At 47.7% G+C, this 16809-nt stretch carries 13 protein-coding genes; 10 read left to right on the top strand and 3 right to left on the bottom strand.

Annotation, left to right across the window (positions count from 1 at the left end):
- Positions 1-140: 140 nt before the first annotated feature.
- The 9 genes from pepF (at position 141) to HP548_RS06850 (ending at position 12459) form a co-directional block, all read left to right on the top strand.
- Positions 141-1943 carry an oligoendopeptidase F gene (gene pepF, locus HP548_RS06890; protein WP_175381254.1) on the top strand — a complete coding sequence of 601 codons (1803 nt, stop codon included), beginning with the start codon at positions 141-143 and terminating at the stop codon, positions 1941-1943.
- A gap of 109 nt (positions 1944-2052) precedes the next feature.
- Positions 2053-2568 (top strand): DUF2500 domain-containing protein, encoded by a 516-nt coding sequence (locus HP548_RS06885; RefSeq protein ID WP_246317977.1) that lies wholly within the window; start codon positions 2053-2055, stop codon positions 2566-2568.
- A gap of 240 nt (positions 2569-2808) precedes the next feature.
- Entirely contained in the window at positions 2809-4302 is a 1494-nt protein-coding gene (locus HP548_RS06880; protein WP_175381253.1) for an FGGY-family carbohydrate kinase, read from the top strand.
- Between the two features lies 1 nt (position 4303).
- Positions 4304-5065 carry a DeoR/GlpR family DNA-binding transcription regulator gene (locus HP548_RS06875; protein ID WP_175381252.1) on the top strand — a complete coding sequence of 254 codons (762 nt, stop codon included), beginning with the start codon at positions 4304-4306 and terminating at the stop codon, positions 5063-5065.
- A 67-nt stretch (positions 5066-5132) separates the two neighbouring features.
- Positions 5133-5861 (top strand): (Fe-S)-binding protein, encoded by a 729-nt coding sequence (locus tag HP548_RS06870; RefSeq protein WP_063563333.1) that lies wholly within the window; start codon positions 5133-5135, stop codon positions 5859-5861.
- The gene (locus HP548_RS06865) at positions 5858-7375 is read left to right on the top strand and encodes a LutB/LldF family L-lactate oxidation iron-sulfur protein (RefSeq protein WP_175381251.1); all 1518 of its coding nucleotides are present in this window, start codon (positions 5858-5860) and stop codon (positions 7373-7375) included. The genes HP548_RS06870 and HP548_RS06865 overlap by 4 nt, the downstream gene beginning before the upstream one ends.
- Entirely contained in the window at positions 7365-8090 is a 726-nt protein-coding gene (locus HP548_RS06860) for a LutC/YkgG family protein (RefSeq protein WP_076289681.1), read from the top strand. The genes HP548_RS06865 and HP548_RS06860 overlap by 11 nt, the downstream gene beginning before the upstream one ends.
- Before the next feature lie 261 nt (positions 8091-8351).
- A complete protein-coding gene (locus HP548_RS06855; protein WP_175381250.1) occupies positions 8352-8906 on the top strand; it encodes a glutathione peroxidase in 555 nt (184 codons plus the stop codon).
- A 379-nt stretch (positions 8907-9285) separates the two neighbouring features.
- Positions 9286-12459 (top strand): bifunctional cytochrome P450/NADPH--P450 reductase, encoded by a 3174-nt coding sequence (locus HP548_RS06850; protein WP_217504642.1) that lies wholly within the window; start codon positions 9286-9288, stop codon positions 12457-12459.
- A gap of 235 nt (positions 12460-12694) precedes the next feature.
- On the opposite strand, the gene HP548_RS06845 is transcribed toward HP548_RS06850, so the two are convergent.
- Entirely contained in the window at positions 12695-13093 is a 399-nt protein-coding gene (locus HP548_RS06845; protein WP_090896607.1) for a hypothetical protein, read from the bottom strand.
- A 120-nt stretch (positions 13094-13213) separates the two neighbouring features.
- Between HP548_RS06845 and HP548_RS06840 the strand changes: the two genes are divergently transcribed.
- Positions 13214-13558, top strand: a complete 345-nt coding sequence (locus HP548_RS06840; protein ID WP_175381249.1) for a hypothetical protein — start codon at positions 13214-13216, stop codon at positions 13556-13558.
- A 204-nt stretch (positions 13559-13762) separates the two neighbouring features.
- On the opposite strand, the gene HP548_RS06835 is transcribed toward HP548_RS06840, so the two are convergent.
- A complete protein-coding gene (locus HP548_RS06835) occupies positions 13763-15409 on the bottom strand; it encodes an MGH1-like glycoside hydrolase domain-containing protein (RefSeq protein WP_175381248.1) in 1647 nt (548 codons plus the stop codon).
- A gap of 23 nt (positions 15410-15432) precedes the next feature.
- Positions 15433-16749 (bottom strand): ABC transporter substrate-binding protein, encoded by a 1317-nt coding sequence (locus tag HP548_RS06830; RefSeq protein ID WP_175381247.1) that lies wholly within the window; start codon positions 16747-16749, stop codon positions 15433-15435.
- Between the last annotated feature and the right edge of the window lie 60 nt (positions 16750-16809).

Genomic DNA, 16809 nt, shown 5'->3' with positions numbered 1-16809 from the left:
TGACGCGAGCAAACTAAATTTTCCAACATGGTTGTGAATCCCTTGTACCAAAAGGCTCATTTTAGGATATGTAAGGCATAAATGCTCCGAATATGATACGATGAGAGATATTGGAAATGCAAGGAGGAGGACATTTAACGATGGAAAAAATACGTACACGCGATGAAGTAAGCCAAGAGACTACCTGGGACTTGCGAGACTTGTTTGGGACTGACGAAGAGTGGGAGCAGGAGCTTAGATCATTGACTGAAGCTGCTGCTCATATCGAAACATTCAAAGGACATCTGGGCGAAGGCGCTGAGCAGCTGCTGGCCTGTCTGGATGCCCGTGAAGCACTTCATGAACGGATTGGAAAAACAGCTTCATATGCCCGACTTAAACAGTCGGAGGACAGTACCAATCCCGTGAATATTGAGAATTCAGCCAAGGCAGGAGATATTTTATCGAATTTGTCGTCGTCCTTGTCTTTTGTTAATTCCGAGATCGTGAATCTTCCCGATGGAACGATTAAACGTTATATTGAAGAACTTCCGGGTTTGCAGCCGTATGCTCGAAGTCTGGATCGTCTAATTCAGGAAAAAGCACATCGTCTCTCGCCCGAAACGGAGAAGGTACTCGCTTCCCTTGGGGAAGTGCTGGACTCACCATACCGGATCTATCTGCGCGGCAAACTGGCAGACATGACGTTTGACGATGCACTTGACAGTGATGACAATAATCGTCCGCTTTCCTGGTCATTTTATGAGAACAATTATGAAATGTCTTCGGATACGAAGCTGCGCCGCTCTGCGTATGCCGCGTTCAGCTCCAAACTGAGCGATTACAAAAATACGTTCGCTGAAGGTTACGCCACCGAAGTGAAGAAACAGGTCGTTATGTCCAGGCTGCGTGGATATGATGATGTTACGGATATGTTGCTCAGCCCGCAGCAGGTGAGCAAAGACATGTACAACAATGTACTGGATATCATCCAGAAGGAACTTGCACCTCATATGCGCAGACTGGCAGCTCTCAAGAAACGTGAGCTAGGCCTGGACAAGCTGATGTTCTGTGATCTGAAAGCACCACTGGACCCTGAATTCAGCCCTGCCATTACATATGAGGAAGCCTGCACACTCATTCGTGAAGCTCTTGCGGTGATGGGACCGGAATATGGCGACATTGTGGAACGTGCATTTAGTGAGCGGTGGGTAGATTACGCTGATAATGCGGGCAAATCGACAGGAGCTTTTTGTTCGTCCATATATGGTTCTCATTCCTATATCCTCATCTCATGGGCAAACAATATGCGCGGAGCGTTTACACTTGCCCATGAAGTTGGACATGCCGGACATTTCATGCTTGCCGGGCATTACCAACGTCTTACGAATACACGACCGTCTCTCTACTTCATAGAGGCGCCTTCAACGATGAATGAAATGCTGCTGGCAGATCATTTGTTGAAACGTTCTGATAATCCGAGAATGCGTCGTTGGGTCATTTTGCAATTGCTCAATACGTACTACCATAACTTTGTTACGCATCTGCTTGAGGGTGAATTGCAGCGTCAGGTGTACGCACTTGCAACCAAAGATGAACCTATTACTGCGAAGACGTTAAGTCAGTTGAAAGGCAATATCCTCTCCGAGTTCTGGGGGCCTGATCTAGTTATTGACGAAGGGGCGAAACTGACCTGGATGAGACAGCCACATTATTATATGGGATTGTATCCATATACCTATGCAGCAGGTCTGACGGCATCTACCGCTGCTGCACAGCTGATTCGGGAAGAGGGACAGCCTGCCGTAGATCGCTGGCTTGATGCATTGAAAGCGGGAGGAAGCCTTAATCCGCAAGAGCTGATGAAGCTTGCGGGTGTAGACATGTCTGGACCTGAGCCGATTCGTGCTGCTGTTGCCTATGTTGGCAGTCTGGTCGATGAACTTGAACGTCTGTATTTGTAATCAGGTTCATATAGTATACGGACAAGGCTTGTAGGGTTGTCTACGTGCACCGTCTCCTTGGCAGGGGGGCGGTGCATCTTAATTTGCAGGGAGAAGGGAACGATGATGAATGACGTCATTGAGCATATCTTCATCACTGGGCTGGTTAAGCATGGATGGCTTCGGTATTTTTGATGACATGAATGATGTTCCGGGATTTGAGGGCAATCAGAGTGGTTTTTTTGCTGGATTCAATGAGATTGGTGCAATGAGTGCGTTTGGATCCATTTTTATCGGTGGCATTTTTCTCATCATTGCTGGTGTCATTGTTTATGCCATTATTTCAGGGGTACGCACATGGTCATCGAATAATGCTTCAGCGCTGTTAACCTTGCATTCAACGATTGTGGCAAAGCGAACGAGAGTTAGTGGAGGATCAGGGGACAGCAGTGCTTCAACTTACTATTACATTACATTTGAGCTGGACAACGGTGAACGGGTAGAACTGAACGTAGGTGGGAGTGACTACGGTATGCTTGTGGAACATGACCGAGGCATGCTGACATATCAGGGGACAAGGTTTAAGCATTTTGAAAGAGATGTTCAGCCTCAGTCCGGTGTTAACAAAAACAGCTTTTATACGTGAAATAACAGGAAGGCGGCTCCTCCCGAGTGGAGAGAGTCGTTTTTGGTATGAGTAAAAGAAACCAATTACAGGGTATTCAAACGCTTACATTGATGATATACTCGTAAAATAAAGCTAAACAGTATAAAACAAAAATAAACAAACAAAAAAATAAAGAATAAAGTACAGAGCAGTCATCATTGAAATCAAGAAATGTTCAAGGGCGAAATATAGTATGGGATGAAGGGCTGGTGAAGAGCGGTGAGTGTGCTGGCGTATGATTTGGGTGCTGGAAGCGGGAGAGCACTGCTGGGTCATCTGAATGATCGGGGAATGGAAACGTTGGAGATCCATCGGTTCAAGAATGAGCCGGTCAAAGCGGGGGAGCGGCTGCACTGGGATATATTGAGGCTGCACCATGAATTGCTGGAAGGGCTGAATCTTGTTAAACAAAAGGGAGAGCAGCCTGAAAGTCTGGGGATTGATTCCTGGGCGGTTGATTTTGGACTGCTTGGAAGTCATGGTGAATTGTTGGGCAATCCATATCATTACCGTGATGCACAGTTTAACGGCATGATGGATCAGGTGCGTAAGGAATTGACCTCTCAGCGAATTTTCGAACGCACAGGCATCCAGTTTCTTAGCTTTAACACACTATATCAGTTGGCAACGCTTAAGCGAAGTGGCTCCCCAATGCTTAACGAAGCGGAGCGTTTCCTCATGATCCCTGATCTACTTCGTTACTTTCTAACCGGTGAAGCGGTGAATGAGTTTACCAACGCCACCACAACACAGCTGTACAATCCAACCATAGGGCATTGGGACGGTGAACTGCTTGCACATATTGGTATTTCGGAGACGCTGTTTGGAGAAGCAGTCATGCCAGGTACTCAAGTGGGGCAGCTGCGTAGCAGCATTTGCAGTGATCTTGGCTTATCTGCCATTCCGGTTATTGCGGTTGCAGAGCATGATACAGGTTCGGCGGTTGTGGCTGTTCCGGCAACAGAGCGTTCATTTGCCTACCTAAGCTGCGGAACCTGGTCACTAATGGGCACGGAGATTGATCACCCCGCCATCAGTTCCGAGAGTTTGGCGCTCAATTTTACGAATGAGGGCGGGGCAGGAGGCACGTTCCGTTTGCTTAAGAACATCATGGGCCTGTGGATTTTGCAGGAATGTATGCGTGAATGGGAACGGAAAGGACAGGGAATCAGCTATGCGGAGTTACTAAGCAGGGCGGAACTTGCTCCTCCATTTGCGAGCCTGTTTGATCCCGATGATGACCGGTTTATGCCAGCAGGGGATATGACCTCTCGCATACAACAATATTGCCGTGATACAGGGCAGGCTGAGCCGCAAGACCAGGGGGCCATTGCCCGTTCTATTTTGGAGAGCCTTGCATTAAAGTATCGGCGAGTGCTGGAATGGACAGAACAACTGTCCAGACAGTCTTTTAATGGATTGCATATGGTCGGTGGTGGCATTCAGAATCGACTGTTATGTCAGTGGACAGCCAATTCCATTGGCAAACCGGTATGGGCGGGGCCAGCAGAAGGTAGTGCGATCGGGAACATGGCTGTACAGTGGATGGCAAGCGGAGCCTTTAAGGATATATGGGAAGCCCGCAAGGTCATACGTGATTCATTCCCAGTTACCGATTATGAGCCAAAGGACAGACCAATCTGGGAAGAGGCCTACGGTAGATTCCTAAGGTTGACGGCTTCGCCCAAATCACAGGCTGGAAGCGAGGTGTAACATGCTGGCAGCAGAGCGCTATGACCGAATTGTGGAGATGGTTAATGTTAAGGGCAGTATGCGTGTATCCGAACTTAGTGAGCACTGCCGGGTAACAGAAGAGACCATTCGGCGTGATCTCGACCGGCTGGAGCAAGCAGGGCGACTGCGCCGTTCCCATGGTGGCGCTGTTAGCGTGAAGGAAGAGCAGCCGGAGATCCCTTACCGGGTAAGGGAAACAACACATGCTGAGGAAAAGAAAAGAATTGCCCTGTCTGCTCTATCCATGATTCGTCCGGGTGATCGAATCCTACTGGATGCCAGCACGACAGCAGGTTATATGGCGGCCAATATGCCGGATATGCCATTGACTGTATTGACCAATTCCATACAGGTAGCAACTGAACTGAGCAGCAGGGACAAGATTGAAGTCATTTCAACTGGTGGCCAGTTGGCCCAACGATCTCTGTCTTTTGTTGGACCGCTCGCCGAACGTTCTCTGGAGACATATCATGTCGATAAATTGTTCCTGTCTTGTAAAGGTGTGCATCTGGAAGGCGGCGGAATCAGTGAATCCAATGAGCTTCAGGCACGGTTGAAGCAGAAAATGGTCGGTATATCCGACCGGGTCATTTTGCTTGCAGATACGAGCAAGTTTGGGGTTCGTGCATTTGCCCGGGTAACCGGGTTAAATGCGGTTCATGCGGTGATCACGGATCAGTCGCTTGGTGATGATTTGATAGAACGACTGAACAGCTATGATATCTCAATCACAAGGGTGTAAAACAATACGGTACTCGATACTTATAAGCGTTATAACAACAATTCATCAGTTATAGGAGCGTGTAATCATGAAGGTCTCCTTATTCATTACCTGCCTCAGCGATGCCATATATCCCCGCGTGGGGGAGGCCATGGTGAGATTGCTCGCCGCTCATGGCGTTCGGTTGGATTTCCCGCCCGTGCAGACCTGCTGCGGTCAGCCTTCCTACAACAGCGGGTATTGGGATGAGACACGGGTAGCCGCCAAAACGATTCTGGAAGCCTTTGATGACAGCGATTTTGTCGTCTGTCCCTCGGGCTCCTGTACGTACATGATTCATCATTATCCCGAGCTGTTTGTCGATGAACCTGTATGGCTGGAGAAGGCTAAACGTTTGGAAGCCAAAGCCTACGAATTCACGCAGTTTCTCGTTCAGGTGCTTGGCATCACGGATTTGGGTGCACATTTTCCGCATAAGGTTACATACCACCCCTCCTGTCATGGCAGCCGTTTGTTAGGCGTAAAGGATGAGCCTATGGCATTACTTTCGGCAGTAAAAGGTTTGGAATTTGTTCCCCTTCCTTACGGAGAGGACTGCTGCGGCTTTGGCGGTACCTTTGCGATCAAAATGCCGGATATATCTGGGGCCATGGTCACAGAAAAGGTAGATCATATCAAAGAGACGGAAGCTGAAGTATTAGTAGGACTGGATATGGCCTGTCTAATGAATATCGCAGGTAACCTGCGGTATCGGAACGAACCAGTGCGTGTGATGCATTTGGCTGAACTGCTGTATGAGGGGGTGCAAACAGGATGAGTCAACCCGGTGTAATGAATGTTACCGTCAAAGAACGTGCAGAATTGGCTTTGAATGATGATTTCCTGCGGAAAGCCGTCAAATTTACGACAGAGCGATTGCGTAATGGCAAGAAGTCCGCATCCGAAGAACATGGCAACTGGGAAGAATGGCGCGAACGTGGACGTCAGATTCGTCTGCATACGATCGCACATCTGGATTATTACCTGAATGAATTTGTCAATAATGCACGTGCCAATGGAGTTCATATTCATTTTGCCGATAATTCGGTAGAGGCAGCAGCGATTGCACTTGATATTGCGGCTCACAAGCAGGCTTCTACCGTGGTAAAATCCAAGTCCATGGTGTCCGAGGAAGTGCATCTCAACCATGTATTGGAATCCGCAGGTATTGAAGCAATAGAGACCGATCTGGGTGAGTATATCATTCAATTGGCGGGTGAAGCCCCATCTCATATCGTCATTCCGGCTATTCACAAAAACCGTTACCAGATTGCGGACCTGTTATCCAAGGAAGCGGGAGAAATTCTGGAACCGGACACCACCGTACTTGCCGGATTTGTACGCAAAAAGCTGCGTGAGAAGTTCCTTGAAGCAGATATTGGCATGACCGGCTGCAATTTTGCGATTGCGGAGACGGGTTCCATGGTTCTATTTGAAAATGAAGGCAATGCCCGCATGGTATCCACCGTGCCAAAAACACAGATTACCTTAATGGGCATGGAGCGTATCATTCCATCCTGGACGGATCTGGAGGTGATGGCAACCTTACTGCCACGCTCCGCGACAGGTCAAAAATTGACGATGTATATGTCAGGTATAACCGGCCCTCGCCGAACAGAAGACGGGGACGGGCCAGATGAAATGCACATTATTATCGTGGATAATGGACGTTCACTTCAGTTGGGTGATCCCGAGTTTCAGGAGCTGTTGAACTGTATTCGCTGCGGGGCATGTCTGAACGCTTGTCCGGTATATCGTCATATCGGCGGGCATGCCTATGGTGGAACCTACAGTGGACCGATTGGAGCGGTACTTACACCTGCACTGAATGGCAACATCGATGAATGGAACGACATCGCGGGTGCTTCCAGTCTGTGCGGAGCCTGTTATGAAGCCTGTCCGGTCAAAATTCCGCTACATGATATGCTCGTATATTTACGCAGACGCAAGGTGGAAGAGGGCCATGGCAATAAGCTTGAGAGCGCTGGCATGAAAGGTTTTGCAGCGGTTGTATCCAATTCTAAACGATTCGGAGCGGCTATACGTCTCGGACAGATTGGTCAGAAAGCCGTTGTACGGAATAACGAAATTTCACTTAAACTTGGGCCCCTCAAAGGCTGGAACAGCTATCGGGTTGCGCCAAGCCTCGCGAAGCGTTCCTTCCGGCAGCAATGGAACAAGCTGGATCAGGAGCTGAATCAAGACAAGAAAGAGATGGATTCTTCCGTTCGGGATCGAATGGAACAGATTCTGCGTGAGCGCGAGGGGGGTGGTGGTCAACATGAACACTGAACATCAGGAATGGCTGGAGCAATTGGAGAAAAAGTCTCGTGCGAAGCAGGAGCACTTTATGAATGACATTGCGTCCAAATTGAGAAGACCACGGCAGACACATGCTCCGACTCAACCTTTTCGCGGTGCACCCGCATTCTGGACGGATTTGGAGTGGGACATAGATAAGCGCATACAGGCATTCACCGATAATTTTGTGAGTGTAGGTGCTCATATTGCGCGGGTAAGAGACATTGGCGAAGCTTCAGACTTTATCGCTAATAAATCTCATGAATTGAGTGCGAAATATATCATACGTCAGAATGAACAGGCGCTGACGGATCTTGGATTGGAAGAGCAACTTCCCGATGTGCAGATTTCTGTATGGAACAGCCAAGCAGAGGAGAACTGGAAGGCACGGGCAGCCGAGGCAGATATCGGTGTAGTAATGGCGGATTATGCCACAGCATATACGGGTTCCGTCACTGTGCTTTCTTCGCCAGAAAAGGGACGCTCAGTGAGTCTATTGCCCACCGTACTCATCATTATTATTCCAGTTGAACGGCTCTACACCAGACTTGGTGAAACGCTTGATCGATTCGATGAAGCGGGAAGAGAGAATCTTCCGGCAGGCATACATTTTATTTCCGGTCCTAGTCGTTCTTCTGATATTGAAAATGATTTGACGATTGGTGTTCATGGGCCGGGGATTGTATATGGTCTTATTATGGGTTAGCTACATTTCGAAATGCACAACTTTAACGAATGACTGTCCAAAAAGCAGCTTTTTATCTGCGAAGGGCAGTTTTTTCTATTTCTAGTATGTCCATTATAAAAGGGATAATGAGCCATATAATCATATGGCAGCAGACAAGATGATTTATATATAAAAACTATTAATATTATAATCATTATATATTTAACCTATCAATAGAAGCGGCGTATAATCCATTTCAAGAGAGGGTTCAAGTGAGAACCGACCAAGGAGGCGTTATGAATGAGTATATTTAACTATCCGGTTCCATTCATGGATGGAGGTACGGGTGATTTATCTGTTTTGAGAGGGAAAGTACTGCTTATTGTGAATACAGCCAGCAAGTGCAGTTACTCTCGACAATTTACGGAACTTCAGCACTTGTATGAGCAGTATCGTGATCAAGGGCTGGAGATCCTGGCGTTTCCCTGTGATCAGTTTAATCACAAGGAACCGGGCAGTAATGATGAGATAGCTCAGTATTGCAGGAATCATTTTCATATTTCCTTTCCGATTTCTGAGAAGATCGAGGTTACCGGACCATTCATACATCCTTTGTTTCGCGATCTGGTCGAAACAGTCCCATATGAGGGTTATGATATGGAATCGGAAGAAGGTCGGTGGATGAATCAGTTCCTCAAGGAGAAACATCCCGAATTATACCGGGGAGACGGGATCAAATGGAATTTCACCAAGTTTCTGATTGATCGAACAGGGGAAGTGAGTGGTCGCTATGAGACTACGGTTACACCGAAAGAGATGGAGTCCGCGATTCGGGATTTGCTGAGACAGGCCTAGTTTGAGTTTGAGCGAACTGTGTATCTTCAAAATTCTAGTGTTCGTTCAGAGCAAAATATTCTCTATTTTAATGGACCAAAGGGGAAATTTACTCATGCCAATTTGGATGGATACCCATTGGTCCTAAGACTTTGAGACTGTTGAAGATTAGGACTGGAAATGTTAGGGTAAAAGAAAGATAACGAAGGAGCCCATTTTTTTTAATCTAAACTGACCAATATACCATTTTGGTCAGTCGGTTCCGGTATGATTTTCAGGTTATCTGGATGAAATATGAAAATTTGCAGAAAATGTAGTCATGTCTGTTGATCTGAAGTCGTAGTTGAACGAAGGTATTATTTTTTAGTCGAACGTAACACTTGGAAGAGGAGTGAGTATTATGGCGCAAATTTCAGTTCCCCAACCCAAAACTTTTGGACCTTTAGGAAACTTACCACAGTTAAACACCGATGAGCCTGTACAATCCCTAGTGAAACTCGCTGAAGAGTATGGCCCCATTTTTCGAATGGATTATCCTGGCCGAAGTGAATTGTATATTTCAGGTCATAAACTGGTAGCTGAGGTTACCGACGAATCCAAATTCGATAAACGTGTATGGGCACCGCTGGAGAAGGTACGTGCATTTGCCGGAGATGGCCTGTTTACGAGTTGGACTCAAGAACCGAATTGGAAAAAAGCTCACAATGTGTTGCTGCCCAGCTTTAGCCAGCGTGCGATGCAGGGATATCACAACAAAATGATTGATCTCGCTGTACAGCTCGTGCAGAAGTGGTCCAGATTAAACCCGGATGAGACGGTTAACGTACCTGATGATATGACTCGTCTCACCCTGGATACGATTGGATTGTGCGGATTCAACTACCGATTTAACAGCTTTTACCGGGAAGAACCGCATCCCTTCATTACTAGTATGGTTCGAGCGTTGGACGAATCGATGAGTTCGTTGCAGCGTTTGCGTCTGCAAGACAAGCTGATGATCACCAAAAAGAAACAGTTTGAGCAGGATATCCGTTCGATGTACTCACTAGTGGATCATATTATTGCGGAGCGTAAGGAGCAGCCCCAGGAAGGGGCGGACGATCTGTTATCCCACATGCTTAGTGGCAAGGACCCGGAAACCGGGGAAACGCTGGACGATGAAAATATCCGTTACCAGATCATCACCTTCCTGATTGCTGGACATGAGACGACGAGTGGCTTGTTGTCCTTTGCCATCTATTATTTAATGAAAAATCCGGATACACTCGCCAAGGCTCAAGCTGAAGCAGATCAGATTCTAAAAGATCCGGTTCCAACATACAATCAGGTCCGCAATCTGAAATATGTTCGCATGGTTTTGAACGAAGCATTGCGGTTGTGGCCAACGGCTCCAGCATTCTCCTTATACGCGAAGAAAGACCTTCTTCTGGACGGGAAATATCCTTTGCAAAAAGGGGATAGTGTCAGTGTGCTCATTCCCAAGCTGCATCGGGACCGCGAAGCATGGGGTGACGATGTCGAGGCATTCCGTCCGGAACGGTTCGAAGATCCGAGCAAGGTGCCACATGATGCCTATAAACCGTTTGGTAATGGTCAGCGGGCCTGCATTGGCCAGCAGTTCGCCCTTCAGGAAGCAACGCTTGTGCTAGGTATGGTCCTGAAGCATTTTGAATTCATCGATCATGCGGACTATCAGTTGAAAGTGAAAGAAACGTTGACGCTCAAACCCGATAACTTCACGATTCGTGTTCGTGCACGCGGAGGTCAACCGGTCATGGCTGTTCCGGGTGTTGCCGTGGAGGAACCGACTCCGGTTGCCAAACGACAAGAGCCGGATACAGCAAATGCCCATCATACCCCGATGCTCGTCCTGTATGGATCCAATCTCGGGACTGCGGAAGGCATTGCGCGTGAAATCGCAGATACCGCAAGATATCAGGGCTTCCGTAGCGAGGTGGCTACCCTGGATGATCGTGTAGGCAAACTTCCGAAGGAAGGCGTCGTCATCATTGTGAGTGCATCCTACAATGGTCAGCCACCAAGCAATGCCAAGGATTTTGTTGAATGGATTGAACATGCGGATGCAGGGGAATTCCAAGGCGTTCGATTCTCTGTTCTCGGATGTGGGGATCACAACTGGGCCAGCACGTACCAGCGTATCCCACGTTTGATTGATGAGCAGCTATCTTCTAAAGGAGCAGAACGGTTATCACCCATCGGAGAAAGTGATGCTAGCGGGGACTTTGAGAAACAGGTTGGAGACTGGACTGAGCAACTATGGCCGGATCTGGCACGAACTCTGGGCCTCAAGTTGAACACAAGCTCAGGTAGTGAGCGCAGTTCCTTGTCAGTACAGTTTGTCAGCGGACTGGCAGTAACGCCGCTCGCGGATACGTATGATGCACATGTTGCTGAAGTGCTTGAGAATCGGGAACTTCATGATGCGGGCAGTGAACGAAGCACACGTCATCTGGAGATTAAACTGCCTGAAGGCGCAACGTATAAGGAAGGCGATCACCTGGGCATTTTACCGCAGAACCCGTCTGAGCTCGTAGAACGAGTATTGAAACGATATGGATTCACAGGTACGGAACATCTGGTTCTGGATGCATCAGGTCGCAGTGCAGCTCATCTGCCATTGCACCAACCGGTTAATCTGGTCGATCTGCTCAGTCACAGTGTCGAGCTTCAGGAAGCGGCAACTCGGGCCCAACTGAGGGAACTCGCGGCGTACACGGTATGTCCACCGCATAAGAAGGAGCTCGAAGCGCTTCTTGATGAGTCTGTATACATGGAAGAAGTACGTAAGAAACGTATATCCATGCTGGATTATTTGGTGAAATACGAAGCATGTGAGCTGCCTTTCGAACGGTTCTTGGAACTGCTGCCTTCCCTGAAAGCCCGATATTATTCAATATCCAGTTCACCACGAGTGCAGCCTGAACAGGCCAGCATAACCGTCAGTGTAGTGCGTGCTCCGGCGTGGAGTGGTCAGGGAGAATATAAAGGCATAGCGTCTAACTATCTATCAAACTTGAAGCCTGGTGAAGAGGTAGTCATGTTCATACGTACGCCTGAGTCCGGGTTCGAACTACCAGAAAATGCAGAGGCTCCAATTATTATGGTTGGTCCGGGGACGGGCGTAGCTCCATTCCGTGGTTTCCTGCAGGCAAGACGTGTATTGAAGGAAAAAGGTCAGCAGGTTGGCGAGGCCCATCTGTATTTTGGATGTCGCAACCCTGAACATGACTATTTGTATAAAAATGAACTCGAAACAGCCGAACAAGAGGGGCTTGTCCAGCTTCATACCGCTTTCTCCCGTGTGGACGGGGAAGAGAAATGTTACGTGCAGCATCTAATGAGAGATGATACCCACAAATTGATTCCTCTGCTTGAGCAGGGTGGACATCTGTATGTTTGCGGCGATGGCAGCAAGATGGCACCTGATGTTGAAGCAACACTCAAGAAAGCGTACGCTGATGTCAGCGGCAACTCCACGGAGCAAGCCGATGCGTGGTTAGAACGTTTGCAGCAGGAAGGTCGTTATGCCAAAGATGTGTGGACAGGTATCTGAGTGATACGTTCCTGATTTCAATCATTGATAGGCATCTACGCGGTGAGACACAGAAGGATCCTGTGCTCACCGCTTTTTGCTATGGCACAATATCCGAGCAGACTAATGCACCTATGAGTTATACTAGGGAAGAGAAATATGCATATCATGACATGGGATAGATCCAGGGTATGGATCGTTCTTTAATCAAGATTGCAAGTACAGACAGATATGAATTCAGCGAAGTCTGGTCTCATTATTTCTTCTTTTTATTCGTTGGGCGATAGATCGATTCGACCTGAGTTAGCGGAAAGAGAATACGTGAGGAGAATTTACCCTTTCCCTGCAGCTCAATGTAATCCAGTCCAACACCAACAAGTCGGATATTGTTAAATGCATTTCGAGATGGGAATACCGTGCGGATGCCTACCCGTATGCCTCGCCGTGCTCGTGGTACATCAAATACACGAATGGAAAACAAGCTGAGTGGAATAAATAACTGCCGATTAACTTTGATGAAATTGCGCGGATATACTTTTCTAATTATTCCAGGTTCCAGACCAGACAATGGAGCATTCAGTTCTGCCAGATGTCCCTGGAACTCGGCCAGACGCTGCTGAAGTGTTTTTCCTGTATGAAGTTGGTGCCAATTCATAAGCAATCCTCCGTTCGCCATTTATACCTACTATATGAATGGACGAGGGCAAGAGGTGAGCAAAATGGCGCCCATGTTACTCATGATAAGGTACAACTTAAGATATAGGGAGTGATTCAGATGGACGTGGAAATGTATAAAGACCTCATTCGCGATGAACGTGGCAACTATTATATCGCGGTACAGATGGAGGGTAATGAGCTTACGCTTGTTAACGCATTTGTAGAAGCATCGTTTACACCGGAACTGATCTATAATGAAGAATTTCGGAATAAACATAAAGAGATGGAAGGCGGCTTTGTAGGCAAAATCGCAATGGACCTTCTCCGACATGATGTGGTCATGGGTTTGAAAAAAATGGACAGAAAGCTGCTGGAGCTGTCGGATGTTGAACAGAAGTACACGGTGAATTATATAGATACGATTGAGTTCTATCGCCACCCTGCGTGGGAGCGGAAAGCATAAGAAAATGTTGGCTTTCTCGTATAAATAAAGGGAGTCTTCAAAGTTAACTTCTCTTCATCCGTCGTGGACAGTCCATACGATATTAAATTGTAAAAGCGCAAGTACAGGGGATTTCCTCCTGCTACTTGCGCTTTTGCTGTTGAACTCTATATCGGCAAATGGGCCTGATTAATGCTCCTGTAGAAAGGATACTTTTTTAACTCACTAGCAATAAGAAGGAAAGATGATGCCAATATCCCGTTCTGTTTTCAACTTTCCCTCAATATATCGCTGGAGTTCATTTCCTTTGATTCGAAACGGAATGGATTTTCCTCGATAGATCAGTTCACCTTCAATCGTGCGCACGCTCATTCCGATGATGCCTTCCAAATGTCCACTACGATCCGTAATTAATCGAATTCCCGCTGGTCCTTCCATAAAAACCTTACCATCCTGATATACAGTTACCCGTTCTGGCGTGTTCACCAATTCAAAATGCAGTCCATTCATCGTGCGGCTGTACGCCGTATGACCAGCTACTTCTTCGCCATGATCCATGTCGATGGGGAGAAGACCGGTAAACCACAGTTGATCCGATCCAACCGGCATGATGCCGCATAACCGTTCCACATAATCAAGCAGGCAAAGAATGGAGGGGGAATAGGTTTCGGTAAAACCTTCCTCCCCGGTCCATGGACTTAAAGCCTGCGGAAAGCGCGTTGCTTTGGAAAGGGACGACAAGATGGGTTGCATCACCCAGGTCAATTCCACATAGCGATGGTGATATTCAAATGCATGTGGTGCACGGATCAGACTCAGGAAATTGGATGCTCCACCCCAACTGTTATAAGAGGAGAACGGATCGAACCTTGGATCATCCATCGACATGGAGGTAAACGGGTATTTGGCGAAAAACTTGCTTGTGTTCAGCAAATACCTGCGCAGCATGTTATCAAACAATTTACGGTCGCCCACCTCGCAGGCCATCACGCGCAGCAGCACATCGGACTGTACCCTGACGAATTCGTCGTTGCGATCCCGGTCGTAGAAGAACATATCCTCTTCGTCATAACAGTAGCGGAAGAGACTTTCGAGACTGGTTTCAGCTTTTGCTTTCCAATCACCACTAGACTCCCCAAGTTCCTCAGCCATTTGGGATAAATACATGCGCTGGCAATATATATTGGCGGTTAAGTCTGGTGCCAAAAAAGGCAGGACCGGAGAGTCCGGATGGTAGGACGCAGCATCATTCATATAAGGTGTATCCGGGACATGCCAGAACCGGGGGGACTGATCATGCCCGGTATCAAAGGTGCTAAATGCCTCCACACAGCCTTTCCCTCGGGTATTACGATACGTTGCAATCCATTCGTCGTATTGTACCATTGCCTTGTACATGGTCTTCAGGAAGGAGCGGTTCTTTCCATGAAGTTGGTAGTGGTTCCATACGCTTCGTGCCAATGGTGTAACGAGCTGAATCTGACGAAAGGAAGGACCGTTCTCCGTTAGCTTATAAGGCAGCAATCCATCTTCTCTTTGGTGTCGGGCAAAAGCTAGATAGGTCGTTTCCGATACGGAAGGAATCAGACGTGACAGCAGCTCCGCATTAATGGTGCCCGTACTCTCCAGCCAGCAGCCCAGATAGATGCCACCTTCCTGAAGAATGGGCTCACTGCCGTTCAGGGGCACAATGCAAGTCAGTAACTTCTCCAATGCGGAATAATAAGTCGCTTCCAAACGTCCGCCGGATGCCGCGAATCGAACACCCGACGCCTGCCATTCCTGTATTAACTTTTGATCCTCCGGTTTACCTGGCTGCACATGATCGTGGATCGAGATCTGCCGCAGCTTGTTCAGCAGGGCTTCTGTCATGTTGACCTCCTTGAAGCGGTTAATTATTGATTGGATTCAAAAATTCGTACGGTGCCATTATAGAAGTCAGTCACGGCTTGCTCCACACTTTTTCGGCCAAAGCCGATTTCCTGGTTGGTTGTCTGGGCCAGCTTGGAGAATTCAGCGAATCCCGGAGGATTATAGCTCACGTCAAAAGGCTCCGTTTTTGTAGCTTCAGATACAAAGCTGGTGTAATTATATACAATCTCCTCAACAGGTCCCGCTTCTTGTTGAAGCAGATTGCGGTTGGCTTCCGTAACGGGCACGCCGCGGTCGTTGCCGAGAATTTTGGCTGCGTCCGGATCATTAATCCAGAAATCCATCAGGATCGCGACTTCTTTTGCATGTTTGGTATTTGCATAACCGGACAACCCCTGACTGGATTCAAATACAACCCCAGTTCCTTTTGGACCCCGTGGTACAGGCAAAAGAATTAACTTATCTTCCGTGAGACTCTGGAAAGCAGCCAGCTGATTCGAAGGAAGCAAGCTCATAGCCGCCTTGCCCGTAATAAGCAAGGATTTACTCGTATCATCCGGTGGATTGGAAACCTGCAATTCAGGCGTGACCACACCTCCGGATTTGGAAGCCTGCTCCCAGTAAATGAACCATTCCAAAATGTCTTCTTTTGCAAATCCGAGCGTTCCGTTCTTCATATCATATAGCTGTTTGCCGCGTTGTTTCAAAAAGATGTCCATACCGTCAACCGTGAAATTATAGGTTCCATAAAAGCCCTTGCCGAGCTTGTCGGACAGCTCTTTGCTGATTGCAGCATAATCTTCCCAAGTCCAATCCGAAGCCGGCAAAGGGATTCCCGCTTGATCGAACAGCGCCTGATTGACGACAATGCCCCGTGCATTCGCACCCGCGGAAATATGCTGCAACTTTCCATCAAGACGCCCATACTCAACCATGGTGGCATCCATGCCATCCAGATTCAGTTCACTACCGACATAAGGGTCCAGGTTCAAAAGCACATCCTTCTTGGCATAGTCAACCACATTACCTCCAAGGAAGAAAATATCCGGTGCTGTGCCTGACGCGAGCTGTGTATTCAACTTGTCGAAATATCCGGAGGAAGGCGCAAATTCACCTACAATTTTAATATTCGGATGTTTCTCCTGAAAAACCTTCAGGGCTTCATTCGTAATATCTGCCCGTTTTTGATCGCCCCACCACATCATGCGCAATTCGACTTGCCCGTCTTCCGCGGTTTCCGTTCCTTTTTGCTCATCAGCGCCGGTATGATCCGTTCCAGAGCAGGCAGTTACCAATAACAGGAGCGAAGCTATAACAGTGATCATTAATCGTTTGAACATGAGAAATCCCCCTGACGATGGATAATGAAAAACATAATATCTGTTGTACACGTATTGCGT

The sequence above is a fragment of the Paenibacillus taichungensis genome (genome assembly GCF_013359905.1).
GTDB classification, from domain to species: Bacteria; Bacillota; Bacilli; order Paenibacillales; family Paenibacillaceae; genus Paenibacillus; species Paenibacillus taichungensis.
This window is presented reverse-complemented; position numbering and strand designations above follow the sequence as displayed.

What these genes read in the sequence shown, in the direction of transcription:
- pepF (WP_175381254.1), top strand. Translation starts at nt 141, where the DNA reads ATGGAAAAAATACGTACACGCGATGAAGTAAGCCAAGAGACTACCTGG.
- HP548_RS06885 (WP_246317977.1), top strand. Translation starts at nt 2,053, where the DNA reads ATGACGTCATTGAGCATATCTTCATCACTGGGCTGGTTAAGCATGGAT.
- HP548_RS06875 (WP_175381252.1), top strand. Translation starts at nt 4,304, where the DNA reads ATGCTGGCAGCAGAGCGCTATGACCGAATTGTGGAGATGGTTAATGTT.
- HP548_RS06870 (WP_063563333.1), top strand. Translation starts at nt 5,133, where the DNA reads ATGAAGGTCTCCTTATTCATTACCTGCCTCAGCGATGCCATATATCCC.
- HP548_RS06865 (WP_175381251.1), top strand. Translation starts at nt 5,858, where the DNA reads ATGAGTCAACCCGGTGTAATGAATGTTACCGTCAAAGAACGTGCAGAA.
- HP548_RS06860 (WP_076289681.1), top strand. Translation starts at nt 7,365, where the DNA reads ATGAACACTGAACATCAGGAATGGCTGGAGCAATTGGAGAAAAAGTCT.
- HP548_RS06855 (WP_175381250.1), top strand. Translation starts at nt 8,352, where the DNA reads ATGAGTATATTTAACTATCCGGTTCCATTCATGGATGGAGGTACGGGT.
- HP548_RS06850 (WP_217504642.1), top strand. Translation starts at nt 9,286, where the DNA reads ATGGCGCAAATTTCAGTTCCCCAACCCAAAACTTTTGGACCTTTAGGA.
- HP548_RS06845 (WP_090896607.1), bottom strand. Translation starts at nt 13,093, where the DNA reads ATGAATTGGCACCAACTTCATACAGGAAAAACACTTCAGCAGCGTCTG.
- HP548_RS06840 (WP_175381249.1), top strand. Translation starts at nt 13,214, where the DNA reads ATGGACGTGGAAATGTATAAAGACCTCATTCGCGATGAACGTGGCAAC.
- HP548_RS06835 (WP_175381248.1), bottom strand. Translation starts at nt 15,409, where the DNA reads ATGACAGAAGCCCTGCTGAACAAGCTGCGGCAGATCTCGATCCACGAT.
- HP548_RS06830 (WP_175381247.1), bottom strand. Translation starts at nt 16,749, where the DNA reads ATGTTCAAACGATTAATGATCACTGTTATAGCTTCGCTCCTGTTATTG.